Source organism: Streptomyces sp. NPDC090083 (genome assembly GCF_044747445.1).
Classification (GTDB): Bacteria; Actinomycetota; Actinomycetes; order Streptomycetales; family Streptomycetaceae; genus Streptomyces.
The window spans coordinates 270783-285559 of record NZ_JBIVED010000008.1 but is presented as its reverse complement, the minus strand read 5'-3'; the positions used below and the strand labels follow the sequence as shown (position 1 = coordinate 285559).

The following is a 14777-nucleotide window of genomic DNA, read 5'->3' as shown; positions in this document are numbered from 1 at the left end:
GCCGCAGTAGGGTGAAGCGGTCGCAGTAGCGCCCCACTTGTCAGCAGTCGATTCCCATGGAGACAGGACGTGTCCCGTCAGGTGTTCCTCTACGACCCGCCGGACCGCTTCGTAGCCGGCACGGTCGGACTGCCCGGGCGCCGTACGTTCTTCCTCCAGGCCGCCTCCGGTCCTCGGGTGACCAGCGTGGCCCTGGAGAAGACGCAGGTCGCCGCGCTCGCCGAGCGCATGGACGAGCTTCTGGACGAGGTCGTACGGCGCAGCGGCGGCAGCGCGGCCGTCCCGGCCGTCACCCCCACCGAGATCTCCGACACCCGCCCGCTGGAGACCCCTGTCGAGGAGGAGTTCCGCGTCGGCACCATGGCGCTCGCCTGGGACGGCGAGGAGCAGCGCATGATCGTCGAGGCGCAGGCCCTCGTCGAGCTCGACGCCGACACCGACGAGGATCTCGCCGAGGCCGAGGAGCGCCTCCTCCAGGACGAGGAGAACGGCCCCCCGATGCTGCGGGTCCGCCTCACCGGAGCCCAGGCCCGTGCCTTCGCCAAGCGGGCCCTGGACGTCGTCAACGCCGGCCGTCCGCCCTGCCCGCTGTGCAGCCTCCCGCTCGACCCGGAAGGACACGTATGTCCGCGCCAGAACGGATACCGGCGCGGAGCGTGACCACCGCCGAACTGCTCGCCAAGGGTGAGCTGACCGTGCGCGGACGCATCCGCGAGGCCTCGAACGCGGTGCTGTTCTGCTCCGTGGCGTACGAGGGCCGCGAGGCGTCCTGCGTGTACAAACCCGTCGCCGGGGAGCGCCCCCTGTGGGACTTCCCGGACGGCACCCTCGCCCAGCGCGAGGTCGCCGCCTACGAGGTCTCCGAGGCGACCGGCTGGGGCCTGGTGCCCACCACCGTGCTGCGCGACGGGCCGCACGGCGAGGGCATGTGCCAGCTGTGGATCGAGGCCGTGCCCGGGTCCGAACTGCTCGCCCTGGTCGACGCCGAGGAGCCCGGCGAGGGCTGGAAGGCCATCGCCCTCGCCGAGGTCGGCGAAGGGAAGACGGCTCTCCTGGTGCACGCCGACGACGAGCGGCTGCGCAGGCTCGCCGTCCTCGACGCGGTGATCAACAACGCGGACCGCAAGGGCGGCCATCTGCTGCCCGCCGACGGGGGCCGCCTCTACGGCATCGACCACGGTGTCACCTTCAACGCCGAGAACAAGCTCCGCACCCTCCTGTGGGGCTGGGCGGGCGATCCCCTCACTCCGGAGGCGGTCGACGTCCTCCAGGGGCTCAGGGAGGCGCTCAGCGACGGCGCCGGTCTCGCCGGGAGGCTCGCCGAGCTGATCACCGCAGCGGAACTCGACGCCACGCGCGCGCGGGTCGACGCGCTGCTCGCGGACGGGAAGCATCCCGAGCCGAGCGGGGAGTGGCCCGCGATCCCGTGGCCGCCCGTGTAGCTGCACACGGCGCGGCGGCGCGCAAGAGCGCCTTACCGGCCATACGGCCTGGTCCGGTTCGTAAACGGATCATCCGTCCGGTTACGCTCATGACATGTATGCCTGGCCCGCTTCTGAGGTCCCCGCCCTGCCCGGCAAGGGCCGCGACCTCCGGATCCACGACACCGCGACCGGCGGTCCGGTCACCCCGGACACCGGTCCCGTCGCCCGTATCTACGTCTGCGGCATCACGCCGTACGACGCCACCCACATGGGGCACGCGGCGACCTACAACGCGTTCGACCTCGTGCAGCGCGTGTGGCTCGACACCAAGCGGCAGGTTCACTACGTCCAGAACGTGACCGACGTCGACGACCCGCTCCTGGAGCGCGCCGTGCGCGACGGCGTCGACTGGGTGGCCCTCGCCGAGCAGGAGACGGCGCTCTTCCGCGAGGACATGACCGCCCTGCGGATGCTGCCCCCCAAGCACTACATCGGCGCGGTCGAGGCGATACCCGGCATCGTGCCGCTCGTGGAGCGCCTCAGGGACGCCGGTGCCGCCTACGAACTCGACGGCGACATCTACTTCTCCGTCGGGTCCGACCCGCACTTCGGCACGGTCTCCGGCCTCGACGCCGCCGCGATGCGCCTGCTCTCCGCCGAGCGCGGCGGCGACCCGGACCGTCCGGGCAAGAAGAACCCGCTCGACCCGATGCTCTGGATGGCCGCCCGCGAGGGCGAGCCGAGCTGGGACGGCGGCACGCTCGGACAGGGACGGCCCGGCTGGCACATCGAGTGCGTCGCGATCGCCCTCGACCACCTCGGCATGGGCTTCGACGTCCAGGGCGGCGGCTCCGACCTCGCCTTCCCGCACCACGAGATGGGCGCCTCCCACGCCCAGGTGCTGACCGGCGAGTTCCCCATGGCCAAGGCCTACGTCCACGCCGGCATGGTCGGTCTCGACGGCGAGAAGATGTCGAAGTCCCGGGGCAACCTCGTCTTCGTCTCCGCGCTGCGCCGCGCGGGAGTCGACCCGGCCGCCATCCGGCTCGCCCTGCACTCCCACCACTACCGCTCCGACTGGGAGTGGACCGACGGGGTCCTGGAGGAGGCCGTCGCCCGCCTCGGGCGCTGGCGTGCCGCCGTCTCCCGGCCCGACGGCCCCTCCGCGCTGACGGTCGTCGAGGAGATGCGCGAAGCCCTCGCGAACGACCTGGACGCACCGGCCGCGCTCGCCGCGGTCGACCGCTGGGCGGCTCTCCAGAGCGACCGGGGCGGCAGCGACGAGAGCGCCCCCGGTGTCGTCTCCCGTGCCGTGGACGCCCTGCTGGGCGTGGCCCTGTAGCAACGGCTCGCAGCACAGGGGCGGTTCCTCCCGGCCGGGAGGAACCGCCCCTGTCTCACGTCCTGCCGACGGACGGGCTTACTCCTCGGAGGAGTCCTCGTCGTCCGTGTCGGCCTCCGGTTCCGTGTCCGGCTTCGTCGGCCGCTGCGGCTTCGTCCGGCCGCCGCCCGGGTTGTCCCGGAGGTACGGCGCGCTGTCGCTGCCGTCCGCCGTGGCATGGCCCCCGGGCTGCGGGCCGCCGCCGTCGCGTCTGCGCAGGTAGCGCTCGAACTCGCGCGCGATGGCCTCGCCCGACGCCTCCGGCAGCTCCGCGGTGTCGCGGGCCTCCTCCAGCGTCTGCACGTACTCGGCGACCTCGCTGTCCTCGGCGGCCAGCTGGTCCACGCCGACCTGCCAGGCCCGCGCGTCCTCTGGCAGCTCGCCCAGGGGGATGCGCACGTCGATCAGGTCCTCCAGGCGGTTGAGCAGCGCCAGGGTCGCCTTCGGGTTGGGCGGCTGCGACACGTAGTGCGGCACCGCCGCCCACAGCGACACGGCCGGTACGCCCGCGTGCGTGCACGCCTCCTGGAGGATGCCGACGATCCCGGTCGGACCCTCGTACTTGGTCTCCTCCAGGTCCATCCGCTGCGCCAGGTCCGAGTCCGACGTGGTGCCGCTGATCGGCACCGGACGGGTGTGCGGGGTGTCACCGAGCAGCGCGCCCAGGATCACCACCAGCTCGACTCCCAACTCGTGGGCGAAGCCCAGCAGTTCGTTGCAGAACGAGCGCCAGCGCATGGACGGTTCGATACCGCGGACGAGCACGAGGTCACGCGGCTTCTCGCCACCGACCCGGACCACCGACAGGCGCGTGGTCGGCCATGTGATCTTTCGCACTCCGGCGTCCATCCACACCGTGGGCCGGTTGACCTGGAAGTCGTAGTAGTCCTCGGCGTCCAGGGCCGCGAAGACCTCGCCCTTCCACTCCTTGTCCAGGTGCGCGACCGCGGTGGAGGCGGCGTCGCCGGCGTCGTTCCAGCCCTCGAACGCGGCCACCATCACTGGGTCGATCAGCTCGGGAACCCCCTCCAGCTCGATCACCCAGCGCCTCCTTCCGATCTGCCCTCGCGTACGCCCCAACCTTACGGCGTCCGGCGAGGGCGCCCGCAGCCCCCTTGCACGGGGGAGTGAACCCATGCCTGCCCCGTCCGAGCGGCTCGAACACACAAGATCGCCACCCTGTGCAGACCCGTCCCGGCCGGTCACTCCTCCGATGGGTCGGCGGAGCGCCTCACTCGATCACAGGCTCGAACGCAGCCACTGCTCCACGCTCGCGATGTGCACCGTCGCCCACGACCGCGCCGCCTCCGCGTCCCGGTCGCGCAGCGCGCCGAGGATCGCCCGGTGCTCGTGCAGCGTCCGGCTCACCGCGTCCTCCTGGGTCAGTCCGCGCCAGATCCGGGCCCGCGTGGTGGGCCCGGACAGCCCGTCGAGCAAGGAGCAGAGCACCGAGTTGCCGGAACTGTGCACGATGCCCCGGTGGAACTCCAGGTCGCAGGCGACCAGTTCCTCCACCGACGGCTCCCCGCCGAGCGCGTCCAACTGGGCGCTCAGTGCCGCGAGTTGCTGCTCGCTGATGCGCAGCGCCGCCATCGCCGTGGCGGCCGGCTCCAGGATCCGCCGGACGGCGAGGAACTCCAGCACCGTGTCGTCGCGGTGGAAGTCCACCACGAAACTGAGCGCCTCCAGCAGGAGTTGGGGGTCCAGGCTGGTGACGTAGGTGCCGTCGCCCTGCCGCACGTCCAGGATGCGGATCAGCGACAGGGCGCGTACGGCCTCCCGCAGGGAGTTGCGGGACAGGCCCAGTTCGGCGGCGAGCTCGCTCTCCTTGGGCAGCCGGTCCCCGGGCCGCAGCGCGCCGGAGACGATCATTCCCTTGATCTTCTCGATCGCCTCATCGGTGACCGCCATGGCCGGCCTCCCTGTTGTTCAGACATCCGATGTATCAGGCCCATTATGGGGGTTCAGCAGGTTGAACGGGAGGGAAACGCACAGCTCAGACAAGTGCCTCGAGCGCGGCGAGCGCCGCGTCCTCGTCCAGCGTGCCGAGTGTCCGGTTCCGCATCAGCACCCGGCCGTCCACCACGGTGTCCCGTACGTCCGCCGAGTGCGCGGCGTACGCGAGCGTCGACCACGGGTCGTGCAGCGGCCGCAGATGCGGCGCCCCGAGGTCGAGCACGATCAGATCGGCCCGCTTGCCCGCCTCCAGCGATCCCAGGTGATCGCCCAGGCCCAGCGCCCGCGCGCCCTCGATCGTCGCCATCCGCACGGCCTGTTCGGCACCGACGGCCGTCGGGTCGCCGCCCGCCTTGTGGATGAGGGCCGCCTGCCGTACGGCGCCCAGCACGTCCAGCGTGTTGGAGCTGACGGCGCCGTCCGTGCCGAGCCCGACGGTGACGCCCGCGCTGAGCAGCCGGGGCACCGGCGCGACGCCGCACCCCAACTTCATGTTGGACACCGGGCAGTGGGCGACCGACGTGCCGGTGCGGGCCAGCGCCGCGATCTCCGGGCCGGTCAGGTCCACGGCGTGCGCGAGCAGCAGATCGGGACCGAGCAGCCCCAGCGAGTCGAGCAACTCCACAGGCCGCTTGCCGTACTTGACCTCGACGGTGGCGACCTCGGTGGCGTTCTCCGCCGCGTGGACGTGCAGCAGCGCCCCGAACTCCCGTGCCAGAGCGGCGATCTCGACGAGCTGGTCGGGGGCGAGGGTGTAGGTCGAGTGCGCGAAGAGGACCGGGCGGGTGCCGCCGCGTGCCCCGCCCCGGGCCGCCAGGTCCCGCCGCGCCCAGTCCAGCCGCTTCTCGTACGGCATCCCGTCCGGCGGTTCCGGCACGTCCATGAAGGTGGGGCCCGTGTGCAGCCGCCAGCCCGCCTCGCGGGCCGTCTGCTCGGCCGCCTCGTGGAACCAGTACATGTCGAGGGCCGAGGTCACCCCGGCCCGTATGCTCTCGGCCACCGCGAGCCGCACCGCCGCCGCCACGTTCCGCGGCCCCAGCAGCTCGGTCTCCCACGTCAACACCCGCTCCAGGAAGCCCTGGAGGGTCACGTCGTCGGTGCGACCGCGCAGCAGCGTCATCGCGAGATGCGTGTGCGTGTTGATCAGTCCCGGCAGGACGAGACAGCCGGTGGCGTCGACGGACTCGGCGGCGGTGAACCGGGTCGTCACGTCCGCGGCCGGTCCCACGGCGAGGATCTCGCCCTCGTGGACGGCGACCGCCCCGTCCCGTACGACCGTTCCGGCCTCGTCGACGGTCAGGACGTCCCCGCCGCTCACCAACAGGTCGATGGTCATGCCGGGTACTCCTCGGCCAGCAGCCGCAGCGCCTCCAGGGACACCACCGCGCCCCGCTCGACACCCGCCGCGACGACGTCCCGGTGCGGGTCGTAGCCGCCGGTGGTCTCCGCGTCGACCAGTTCGTCGGCGTTCGCGCCGTCCACGACCAGCACCCCGCCCGCGACCAGACCGCGCAGCGAGGCCGTCACCAGCAGCGCCGACAGCTCCATCTCGATCGCCGCGAGCCCGGCGCCGTCGTAGGAGAAGAGGGGGAGGAGGCCGGGCTGGAAGGCCGCTCGGGTCCAGACGATGCCGCGGTGGTGCGGGGCGTCGGCGGCGCGGGCCGCGCGCTGGAGGGCGAGGACGGCCTCGGGGGCGGCGACGGCGGGGTACTCCGGGGGCAGCAACTGCCGGGTGACGCCGTCGTCACGGACGGCCGCCTCCGCGATGACGAGGTCGCCGTCGCCGATGCCGGGCTTCATCGCGCCCGCCGTGCCGAAGCGCAGGAAGGTGCGCACGCCCGCGTCCGCCAGCTCCTGGAACAGCAGGATCGCGCCCGGCCCGCCCACCCCGTGCGAGGCGACGGTGACCGGCAGCCCCTTCCAACTCCCGCTGAACACACGGTATTCGCGGTGGTACGACACCTCCTCGGCACCGTCGAGCAGCGCGGCCACGGCGGCGGCGCGCGCCGGGTCGCCGACGACGACGGCGTGCGCGGGAAGTCCGGTGCGCGGTATGCGTGTGATGGGCAGCAGGTCGTGCGTCATGTGACAGCTCCGGTGGGGGAGTCGGCGGTACGGCGACGGCGGCGGGCCGTCGAGAGGAAGAGGGCGACCAGGGTCACGACGTACGGCGCGGCGTCCGTGGCCTGTTGGGGCAGGCCGACGCCCTGGAGGCGGAAGCCGGCGGCCTCGGCGAGCCCGAAGAGCAGCGCGGCGAGCAGCACACCGACGGGTGCCGCGCGGCCGAGCATCACCGCCACGACCGCGATCCAGCCCCGGCCCGCCGTCATGTTCTCGGAGAACAACGTGACGTTGCCGAGGGCGAGTTGGGCTCCCGCGAGCCCGCACAGGACCCCGGAGACGAGGACGGCCGCGTACTTGTGCTTCGCCGGGTTCACCCCGAGCGTGGCCGCCGCGTCCGGTGCCTCGCCGACCCCGCGCAGCCGGAGCCCCCACGCATGCCGGGACAGCAGCACCGCGGCCACCGCGACCGCGGCGAACGCCAGATGGGCGAGGGGGGTGAAGCCGCCGATCAGCGGCAGCCCGGCGAGTGACGGATCGTCGAAGGTGCCCTGCACACCGAAGACCGTACGCAACAGGAAGCTGGTCAGCCCGACGGCCAGGAGGTTCATGGCGATGCCGAGGACGACCGCGTCCCCGCGCAGGGTCACCGCGCCGACGGCCAGGATCAGCGAGTACGCGGCCGCCGCGAGGGCCGCGGCGAGCACACCGAGCCAGGCGCTGCCCGTGAACCAGCTCGTGGCCACCGACGTGAAGCAGCCCATCAGCATCATGCCTTCGAGGCCGATGTTGAAGACGCCCGCCCGCTCGCACAGGGCACCGCCGAGCGCGGCCAGCAGGATCGGGGTCAGCGCGCGCAGCGCCGACATCAGTAGGTCGGAGTCGAAGAACATCACGCGGCCCCGATCTTCCGAGCGGTCGGTGGAGAGGTCTGCTGAGCGTTGTCGTCGTGCGGGTCCTTCCGGGCGCGTCCGGTGAACCACCGCCCGGGGAAGCGCAGTCGGGCCGCCAGGAACACGATCACGATGGCCTGGAGCACCTGCGTCAGCTCGCGCGGCACCTCGGTCGTGCGCTCCATCGCCAGTCCGCCGACCGCGAGGACGGCGAAGAAGAAGGACGCGACGACCGTGCCGAGCGGAGCGGCCGCGGCGAGCAGCGCGGCCGTGAGTCCCGTCCAGGTGTAGCCCGGTGCGGTGAGCGAGCCGTCGACGAAGCGGTACGGGAAGCTCAACACCCCTATGGCGCCCACGAGTCCGGCCAGCGCGCCCGAGACGGACATCAACCTGAGTGTGAGGCCCCGGCGTTCGACGCCCGCGTAGGCGGCGAAGCGGGAGTTGAGACCGGTCATGCGGATCTCGTAGCCGAACGCCGTGCGCCGGTCCGTGAACCAGTACGCCGCCGCCGCGAGGACGACCAGGACGAGCCCGACGGTGACCGTCGAGTCGCCGAACGCGGGCAGTGCCACGCCGTCCGGCATCGATCGGGTCTGGGGGAGGCTGGAGCCGGGCTCCTTGAGCGGGTAGCGCGCCAGGTAGGACGCGAGCGACACCGCCGGGTAGCTCAGCAGCAGACTGCTGACCAGCAGCGGGACCCCGAGGCGGTTCTCGCACAGGGCGGCCAGCGCGGCGTACGCGGCGCCCGCCGCCATGCCCGCGAGCAGCGCCAGGACGACGGTCAGCGGCGCGGGCAGCGGCGAGTACAGACCGGTCACGGCCGCCGTGATGCCGCCGAGGACCAGCTGTCCGTCGCCACCGAGGTTGATCAGCCCGGCGCGCAGCGGGATCGCCAGCGCCAGCGCCATGCCCAGCACGCTGGTGCCGGTGCTCAGCGTGGAGCCGATGCCGTCCGCACCGAGCGAACCGGTGAGGACGGCGCCGTACGCCGTGAAGGGGTCCGCGCCGGTGCCCACGAGGAACAGGGCGCCGATGACCAGGCCCGCGGCCACGGAGAAGGTGACGGGGGAGCGCAACACCCCTGATGTGCGCGGTGTCTGAATGGGTGTCATGTCAGTCGAGGGCCTCCGTCGGGACCGCCGACCCGCCCGCCATGGCGAGTCCCAGCGTCCGTTCGTCCGCCTCGTCCTTCGGGTATGCCGCCGTGACCCGGCCCTCGTACAGCACGAGGACCCGGTCCGCGAGGCCCCGGATCTCACTGAGTTCGGCGGAGACGAGGAGGACCGCCCGACCGGCGTTCCGGTGGGCGACGATCTGGTCGTGGATGTTCTGGATGGCGCCGATGTCGACCCCGCGCGTGGGCTGCTCGACCAGCAACAGCGGTGCCTCGTGGGCGAGTTCGCGGCCGATCAGCAGCTTCTGCAGATTGCCGCCGGACAGCGCGGAGGCGGGCACCTCGGGGGTGGCCGCCTTGATGCCGAACCGCTCGATCAGCCGCCCGGCGTGGGCGCGTACGGCCGCGGGCGGCAGAAGTCCCCTGCTGGACAGGGACGTTCGGTGATGGCCCATCGCGAGGTTGTCCGCGACGGACGCCGCCGGTGCCGTACCGACCGCGTGCCGGTCCTCCGGGACGTAGGCGAGGCCCCGCGCGCGGCGTTCGGCGGCCGAGGCGTGGGTGATGTCCCGGCCCTGCAGCGCGACCCGTCCGGAGGCGACCGGCCGCAGCCCGGCCAGGGCTTCGATCAGCTCGCTCTGGCCGTTGCCCGCGACACCCGCGATGCCCACGATCTCCCCGGCGTGGACGGTGAGTCCCACTCCGTGGACGGCGTCCGTGGTGAGGTCCCTCACGTCCAGGACGACGTCACCGGGTGTCCCGGGCGGGTGGACGCGGTCCAGGTCGACCGCGCGACCGGTCATCGCGGCCGCGATCTCGTCGGCGGAGGTGTCCGCGGTGACCAGGCGGGCGACCACCCGGCCGTCCCGCAGCACGGTCACGTGGTCGCTGCCTTCGAGGACCTCGCGCAGCTTGTGCGTGACAAGGATCACCGTACGGCCCTGCGCGGCCAGCGACTTGAGGACCGCGAACAGGGCGTCCGCCTCGGCCGGCGTGAGCACCGCCGTCGGCTCGTCGAGGATCAGCGTGCGGGCGCCCCGGTGCAGCAGCTTCAGGATCTCCACGCGCTGCCGCAGCCCGACGGGCAGCTCGCCGACCCGGGCGTCCGGATCGACGGCGAGCCCGTGCTCCGCCGCCAGCTCGCGCACCCGGCGGCGGGCCGCGGCCCGGTCCACCAGGCCGAACCGGCGCGGCTCGGCGGCGTAGACGACGTTCTCGGCGACCGTCAGCGAGTCGAACAGCTTGAAGCTCTGGTGGACCATGCCGAGCCCGGCGGCCATCGCGGCGCTCGGGTCGCCGAACGACACCTCGCGCCCGTCGATCCGGACGGACCCGGCGTCGGCGCGCTCCATGCCGTAGAGGACCGACATGAGGGTGGACTTCCCGGCGCCGTTCTCGCCCATGAGGGCGTGGATCTCGCCGCGCCGGACGGTCAGGTCGACGGAGTCGTTGGCGAGCGTGCCGGGGAACCGCTTGGTGATGCCCCGCAGCTCGACCGCCGGCTCAGCCTGCGGCGGGGTCATCGACCTTGAGCTTCCCGGAGACGATCTGGTCGCGCAGCGCCCTGACCTTCGTGAGGACGTCCTTGTGCCGGGCGATCACGCACGTCGACGAGTCGACGCCCGCCTCCAGGCCGGTGAGGCTGATGCCGCCCTCCTTCAGGCCGTACGACACGGAGGTGCCGGTGCTGCCCGCGAGGACCTGCTCCACGCCCTTCTCCACCGCGACGTCCGTCTTCTTGATCACGTTGTCGACGACCGTGCCGGGGGAGGAGACGCACTGGTTGACGTCGACGCCGTACGCGAACGCGCCCTTGGCCTTCGCGGCCTCGAACACGCCGTAGTTGCCGGCCGCCGCCGCTGCCATGATCTGGTCGGTGCCCTTGGCGAGCAGGGAGTTGGCCTGCTCCTTGGCGCGCGCCGAGTCGTCGAACGGGGACTGGCCGCCGACGAACCGCGTCGACGCGGACGTCTTCGCCGCGACCTTCTCGGCACCTGCCGCGAACGGGTCGCTGTAGCGCCGGAACTGGGGAGTGTCGAGCACGTCCACCGCGCCGACCTTGCCGCTCCTGCTGAGCAGCCCGGCCTCGGCGCCCGCGAGATAGACACCCTCGTGCTCACGGAACACCGCGCACGTGACGTTCGCGTACGTCTTCGTCGTGCACGCGTCGATCATCAGGAACTGCTGCTTGGGGTGCGCCTTCGCCTGCTGTGCCACGAGGTCCGCGAACTCGAAGCCGACCAGCACGATCACACGGGGGCCCGCGTCCACGGCGGCCTGCACGTTCTGCTGCTGGGACGCGGTGTCCGTCGACTGGTAGACCTTCGCGGTTCCGTCGTGGGTCTTCGCGGCGGACTTCACGCCGGTGACGGCCAGCTTCAGGAACTCGTTCTGTCCGACGGCGTCCGGCGTGACCAGCGTGAACGACGTGCCGCTCCCGCCGCTCGCGCTGTCCGAGGCGTCGGTCTTCGCGGCCGCGTTGCAGGCGGTGGCGGCGATGACCATGAGCGAGGTGGCGGCGACGAGCCGCAGGGTGCGACGTGATCTGCGGAGCATGGGGACCTTCCGGGGTGCGGCAAGGCGCGCTCCGGCGGGAGCGCGTGCGACCAGATGGCGAGACAGGGGGAGACGAGGAGTGGACGCGAGAGGGACAGGTCAGCGTCGACAGCAGTCGCTCGCGCAGCGGCCGTGATCGAGGAAACGGCGCACGGTGAGCAGCACACGTCCTCCTTCGGCTCGGCCTTCGGGCTGCGGGTGCTGGACTTTAACATTCCTTTTGAGACACCTGCTCGACTGTCTCGAACTGTGGTTCGGCCAGGTCATGTACGGTGTCCGACACCATCGGAACGGCTGGAGTATCGCGTTATGTCCCAGGAATTGCGTGCCGTCGACTGGACCGGGAGCGGCCTCGCGCTCATAGACCAGACCCTGCTTCCGCACCGCAGCGAGACGGTGGCTGTCCACGATGTGGACACCCTGGTCGACGCGATCCAGCGCCTCGTGGTGCGCGGCGCCCCCGCGATCGGCGCGGCCGGCGCGTACGGCGTGGCCATCGCGCTCATCCAGGGCGAGCGGGAGGGCTGGACGGAGGCCGAGACCCGCGCCGCCGTCGCCCGCGTCCGCGAGGCCCGCCCCACCGCGGTGAACCTCATGGTGTGCGTGGACCGGGTCATGACCCGCTTCGACGAGGGCCTCGACGCGGTCCTCGACGAGGCCGCCGCCGTCCAGCGCGAGGACGTCGCCGCCAACCGTGCGATGGGTGTGTTCGGCGCCGACTGGCTGGTCCAAAGGGTCGGCGCGGACCGGCCGTTGAGGCTTCTGACGCACTGCAACACCGGCGCGCTGGCCACCGCGGGCTGGGGCACCGCACTCGGCGTCGTCCGCGAACTCCACGCGCGGGGACTCGTGGAGGTCGTCCACGTCGACGAGACCCGCCCGCTGCTCCAGGGATCACGCCTGACCGCCTGGGAGTTGGTCCAGGAAGGCATCCCGCACTACGTCCAGGCGGACGGCGCCGCGGCCGGCACCATCCTGCGCGGCGAGGTCGACGCGGCCGTCGTCGGCGCGGACCGTATCGCCGCCAACGGCGACACCGCGAACAAGGTGGGCACGGTGGGCGTGGCCCTGGCCTGCGCGGACGCCGGCATCCCGTTCCTGGTGGCGGCCCCGACCACCACGGTCGACCTCTCGACGGCCACCGGCGACGACATCCACATCGAACTCCGGGGCGAGGACGAGGTGTTGGAGTGGGCCGGAGTCCGCACGGCGCCGGCCCGGTCGCGCGGGCACAACCCCGCGTTCGACGTCACACCGGGTCGTCTGGTGACCGGCCTGGTCACGGAGCGGGGCGTGCTGGAAGTGTCGGCGGGCGAACTCCCGGGCGACCGCCTGAAGTAGAGGGCACGGAAGAAGCACAGCCAAAGCAGAAGGGGACTCTCTCCGGCGAACGCCAGGGGTCCCCTTCTCCTTTTCTCCTCGCGGTCAGCGCTGCGTGAGCTCCAACTCCAGCAACCACTCGACCACTTCGGTGTGGTGCCGGGCCTGACGCGGATCGTCGCCCCACACGTACAGCCCGTGCCCGGCGACGACGACGGCCGGCATCCGAGGATCCCGCGCCGCCTCCAGCCGGTCCCCGAGCACCTTCATGTCCTGGCTGTTGGCGATGACCGGCAGCGTCACCTCGACGTCGTGCGCGGGCTGGCCGACACCCTTCAGCATCTCGACGTCCTTGAAGACGATCCCGCCCGGCTCCCGGCGTCCCATCGCGACGGACGCCACCGTGTGCACATGGACCACCGCGCCGGCGCCGGTCAACGCGGCGACCCGGGCGTGCAGTTCGGCCTCCGCGGACGGCTTGCCGCCCCGCACGGCCGCGCCCTGTCCGTCCACCAGCACCACGTCGGCGGGCGTCAGTTCACCCTTGTCGTGGCCGCTCGCCGTCACGGCCAGCCGCAGCGGGTCCCGGGACAGCACCACGGACAGGTTCCCGGAGGTCCCCCGCATCCAGCCGAAGGAGGCGAAACGGGCGGACTCGGCGGCGAGGACCGCGCCGGCCTCCGTCAGGTCGGGTGCGGTGGCTTCGGTGGTCACGTGCTGCTCCTTGAACTGGTGATGCCGATCTCGTCGAACGCCGCCGCCTCCGCGTGGTCGCCGACGCCCTGCTCGAAATACGGTTCGCCCGGCCGCCGTACTCCTACGGCGTGCCACCCCGCGGCCACGGCCGCGTCGAGTTCGCCGGGCCGGTCGGAGAGGAAGAGCAGCCGGGACGGCTCGACGCCGGTCGCCTCCGCGATACGGCGGTACGACTCCGGCTCCTGCTTGGGTCCGGCGTTCTCGGTGTCGTAGAGACCGGAGACCAGCGGCAGGAGGTCGCCCTCCGGGCTGGCGGTGAACCACGCGCGCTGCGCGGCGACCGAGCCGGACGAGTAGACGTACAGCCGCACGCCCGCCGTGTGCCAGGCGCGCAGGGCCGGTACGACGTCGTCGTAGAAGTGCGAGACGAGGTCGCCGCGGGCGAAGCCCTCGGACCAGATGATGCCCTGGAGGGTCTTGAGGGGCGTGGCCTTGCGGTCCTCGTCGAGCCAGGCGTTGAGGGTCTTCTCGATCCGCGCGGCGTCCGCGTCCTGGTCGCCCGTCAGCTCGCGGACCTGCGTGATCGCCCGGGCCACGGCCGGGTCGTCGGCCCGCTCGGCGAGCAGGGCGGCGAAGCGCGAGCGGGAGTACGGGTAGAGGACGTCGACGACGAATCCCGTGGCGCTCGTGGTGCCCTCGATGTCGAGCACCACGGCGTCCACGGTGAACCGCGAGGTCACGCGGCGGCCTTGTCCCGCTGGTAGCCCGCGTCGATCGCGTCGTAGTCGGGGAAGCGCGAGGCGATGGTCGAGCCGGTGAAGTTGCCGATCCAGCCGTCCTCCTCGTGGAAGAAGCGGATCGCGGTGAAGGCGGGCCTGGTGCCCATGTCGAACCAGTGGGTGGTGCCGCGCGGCACGCCCAGCAGGTCGCCCTTCTCGCAGTAGACGGCGTGCACCTCGCCGTTCACGTGCAGGTAGAAGATGCCGGAGCCGGAGACGAAGAAGCGGACCTCGTCATCGTCGTCGTGCGTGTGCTCCTGGAGGAACTTCGCGCGGGCGCCGGCCGCCTTCGCCGGGTACTCCGGGTCGTCGCTGGGGTGCAGACCGAGCACGTCGACGGTGGTGAAGCCCTCTTCGGCGTTGAGCTTGTCGATCTCCGGGCCGTACGCGGCGAACACGGTGTCGCTGTCGGCGTCGGCCGGGACGTCCTCGCGGATCGGCCACTGCTCGTAGCGCACACCGATCGGGGCGAGCGCGGCGGCGATCTCGACGGGGTCGGCGGTACGGCGCACGAGGGTCTCGGGGCCGGACTCGGACCAGGTGGTGAGCAGGGTCATGGGAGCAACTCCGGAAAGGTGGGAGGGGATGTCCGGATGC

The 14777-nt window shown here is 72.2% G+C and carries 15 protein-coding genes; 4 read left to right on the top strand and 11 right to left on the bottom strand.

Features of this window, described 5'->3' with window-relative positions; genetic code table 11:
• The first annotated feature begins 69 nt into the window (after positions 1-69).
• The 3 genes from ACIPTO_RS27785 (at position 70) to mshC (ending at position 2766) form a co-directional block, all read left to right on the top strand.
• Positions 70-660: a DUF3090 domain-containing protein gene (locus ACIPTO_RS27785; RefSeq protein WP_033283700.1), complete on the top strand. Its 591-nt coding sequence runs from the start codon at positions 70-72 to the stop codon at positions 658-660.
• Positions 624-1442 carry an SCO1664 family protein gene (locus ACIPTO_RS27780; RefSeq protein WP_401196521.1) on the top strand — a complete coding sequence of 273 codons (819 nt, stop codon included), beginning with the start codon at positions 624-626 and terminating at the stop codon, positions 1440-1442. Before ACIPTO_RS27785 ends, ACIPTO_RS27780 begins: the two co-directional genes overlap by 37 nt.
• Before the next feature lie 94 nt (positions 1443-1536).
• Positions 1537-2766: a cysteine--1-D-myo-inosityl 2-amino-2-deoxy-alpha-D-glucopyranoside ligase gene (gene mshC / locus ACIPTO_RS27775; protein WP_401196519.1), complete on the top strand. Its 1230-nt coding sequence runs from the start codon at positions 1537-1539 to the stop codon at positions 2764-2766.
• A 78-nt stretch (positions 2767-2844) separates the two neighbouring features.
• Here the strand turns inward: mshC and ACIPTO_RS27770 are convergent, their stop codons facing one another.
• From ACIPTO_RS27770 to ACIPTO_RS27735, 8 genes are all read right to left on the bottom strand, one after another.
• Entirely contained in the window at positions 2845-3846 is a 1002-nt protein-coding gene (locus tag ACIPTO_RS27770) for a PAC2 family protein (RefSeq protein ID WP_366321374.1), read from the bottom strand.
• A gap of 198 nt (positions 3847-4044) precedes the next feature.
• Positions 4045-4716, bottom strand: a complete 672-nt coding sequence (locus ACIPTO_RS27765; protein WP_366321373.1) for a FadR/GntR family transcriptional regulator — start codon at positions 4714-4716, stop codon at positions 4045-4047.
• A gap of 85 nt (positions 4717-4801) precedes the next feature.
• Positions 4802-6097 carry an amidohydrolase gene (locus ACIPTO_RS27760; RefSeq protein WP_401196516.1) on the bottom strand — a complete coding sequence of 432 codons (1296 nt, stop codon included), beginning with the start codon at positions 6095-6097 and terminating at the stop codon, positions 4802-4804.
• On the bottom strand, positions 6094-6846 hold the full coding sequence (locus ACIPTO_RS27755; protein ID WP_366321369.1) for a purine-nucleoside phosphorylase: 753 nt from the start codon (positions 6844-6846) through the stop codon (positions 6094-6096). Before ACIPTO_RS27755 ends, ACIPTO_RS27760 begins: the two co-directional genes overlap by 4 nt.
• Positions 6843-7715: an ABC transporter permease gene (locus ACIPTO_RS27750; protein ID WP_401196513.1), complete on the bottom strand. Its 873-nt coding sequence runs from the start codon at positions 7713-7715 to the stop codon at positions 6843-6845. Before ACIPTO_RS27750 ends, ACIPTO_RS27755 begins: the two co-directional genes overlap by 4 nt.
• Positions 7715-8827: an ABC transporter permease subunit gene (locus tag ACIPTO_RS27745; protein WP_366321367.1), complete on the bottom strand. Its 1113-nt coding sequence runs from the start codon at positions 8825-8827 to the stop codon at positions 7715-7717. The genes ACIPTO_RS27750 and ACIPTO_RS27745 overlap by 1 nt, the downstream gene beginning before the upstream one ends.
• A 1-nt stretch (position 8828) precedes the next feature.
• Positions 8829-10352 (bottom strand): ABC transporter ATP-binding protein, encoded by a 1524-nt coding sequence (locus ACIPTO_RS27740; RefSeq protein ID WP_401196510.1) that lies wholly within the window; start codon positions 10350-10352, stop codon positions 8829-8831.
• Entirely contained in the window at positions 10333-11385 is a 1053-nt protein-coding gene (locus ACIPTO_RS27735; protein ID WP_366321363.1) for a BMP family ABC transporter substrate-binding protein, read from the bottom strand. Before ACIPTO_RS27735 ends, ACIPTO_RS27740 begins: the two co-directional genes overlap by 20 nt.
• Positions 11386-11694: 309 nt before the next feature.
• On the opposite strand from ACIPTO_RS27735, the gene mtnA reads away from it, so the two are divergent.
• A complete protein-coding gene (gene mtnA, locus ACIPTO_RS27730) occupies positions 11695-12726 on the top strand; it encodes an S-methyl-5-thioribose-1-phosphate isomerase (protein WP_366321361.1) in 1032 nt (343 codons plus the stop codon).
• Between the two features lie 84 nt (positions 12727-12810).
• On the opposite strand, the gene mtnB is transcribed toward mtnA, so the two are convergent.
• Genes mtnB through ACIPTO_RS27715 form a run of 3 tightly spaced genes read right to left on the bottom strand, consistent with a single transcriptional unit; the run spans position 12811 to position 14737 of the window.
• Entirely contained in the window at positions 12811-13419 is a 609-nt protein-coding gene (gene mtnB, locus ACIPTO_RS27725; protein ID WP_401196506.1) for a methylthioribulose 1-phosphate dehydratase, read from the bottom strand.
• A complete protein-coding gene (mtnC, locus tag ACIPTO_RS27720; protein ID WP_401196503.1) occupies positions 13416-14141 on the bottom strand; it encodes an acireductone synthase in 726 nt (241 codons plus the stop codon). Before mtnC ends, mtnB begins: the two co-directional genes overlap by 4 nt.
• Positions 14138-14737, bottom strand: coding sequence for a cupin (locus ACIPTO_RS27715; protein ID WP_366321355.1), 600 nt, complete (start codon positions 14735-14737; stop codon positions 14138-14140). The genes mtnC and ACIPTO_RS27715 overlap by 4 nt, the downstream gene beginning before the upstream one ends.
• Positions 14738-14777 lie beyond the last annotated feature (40 nt).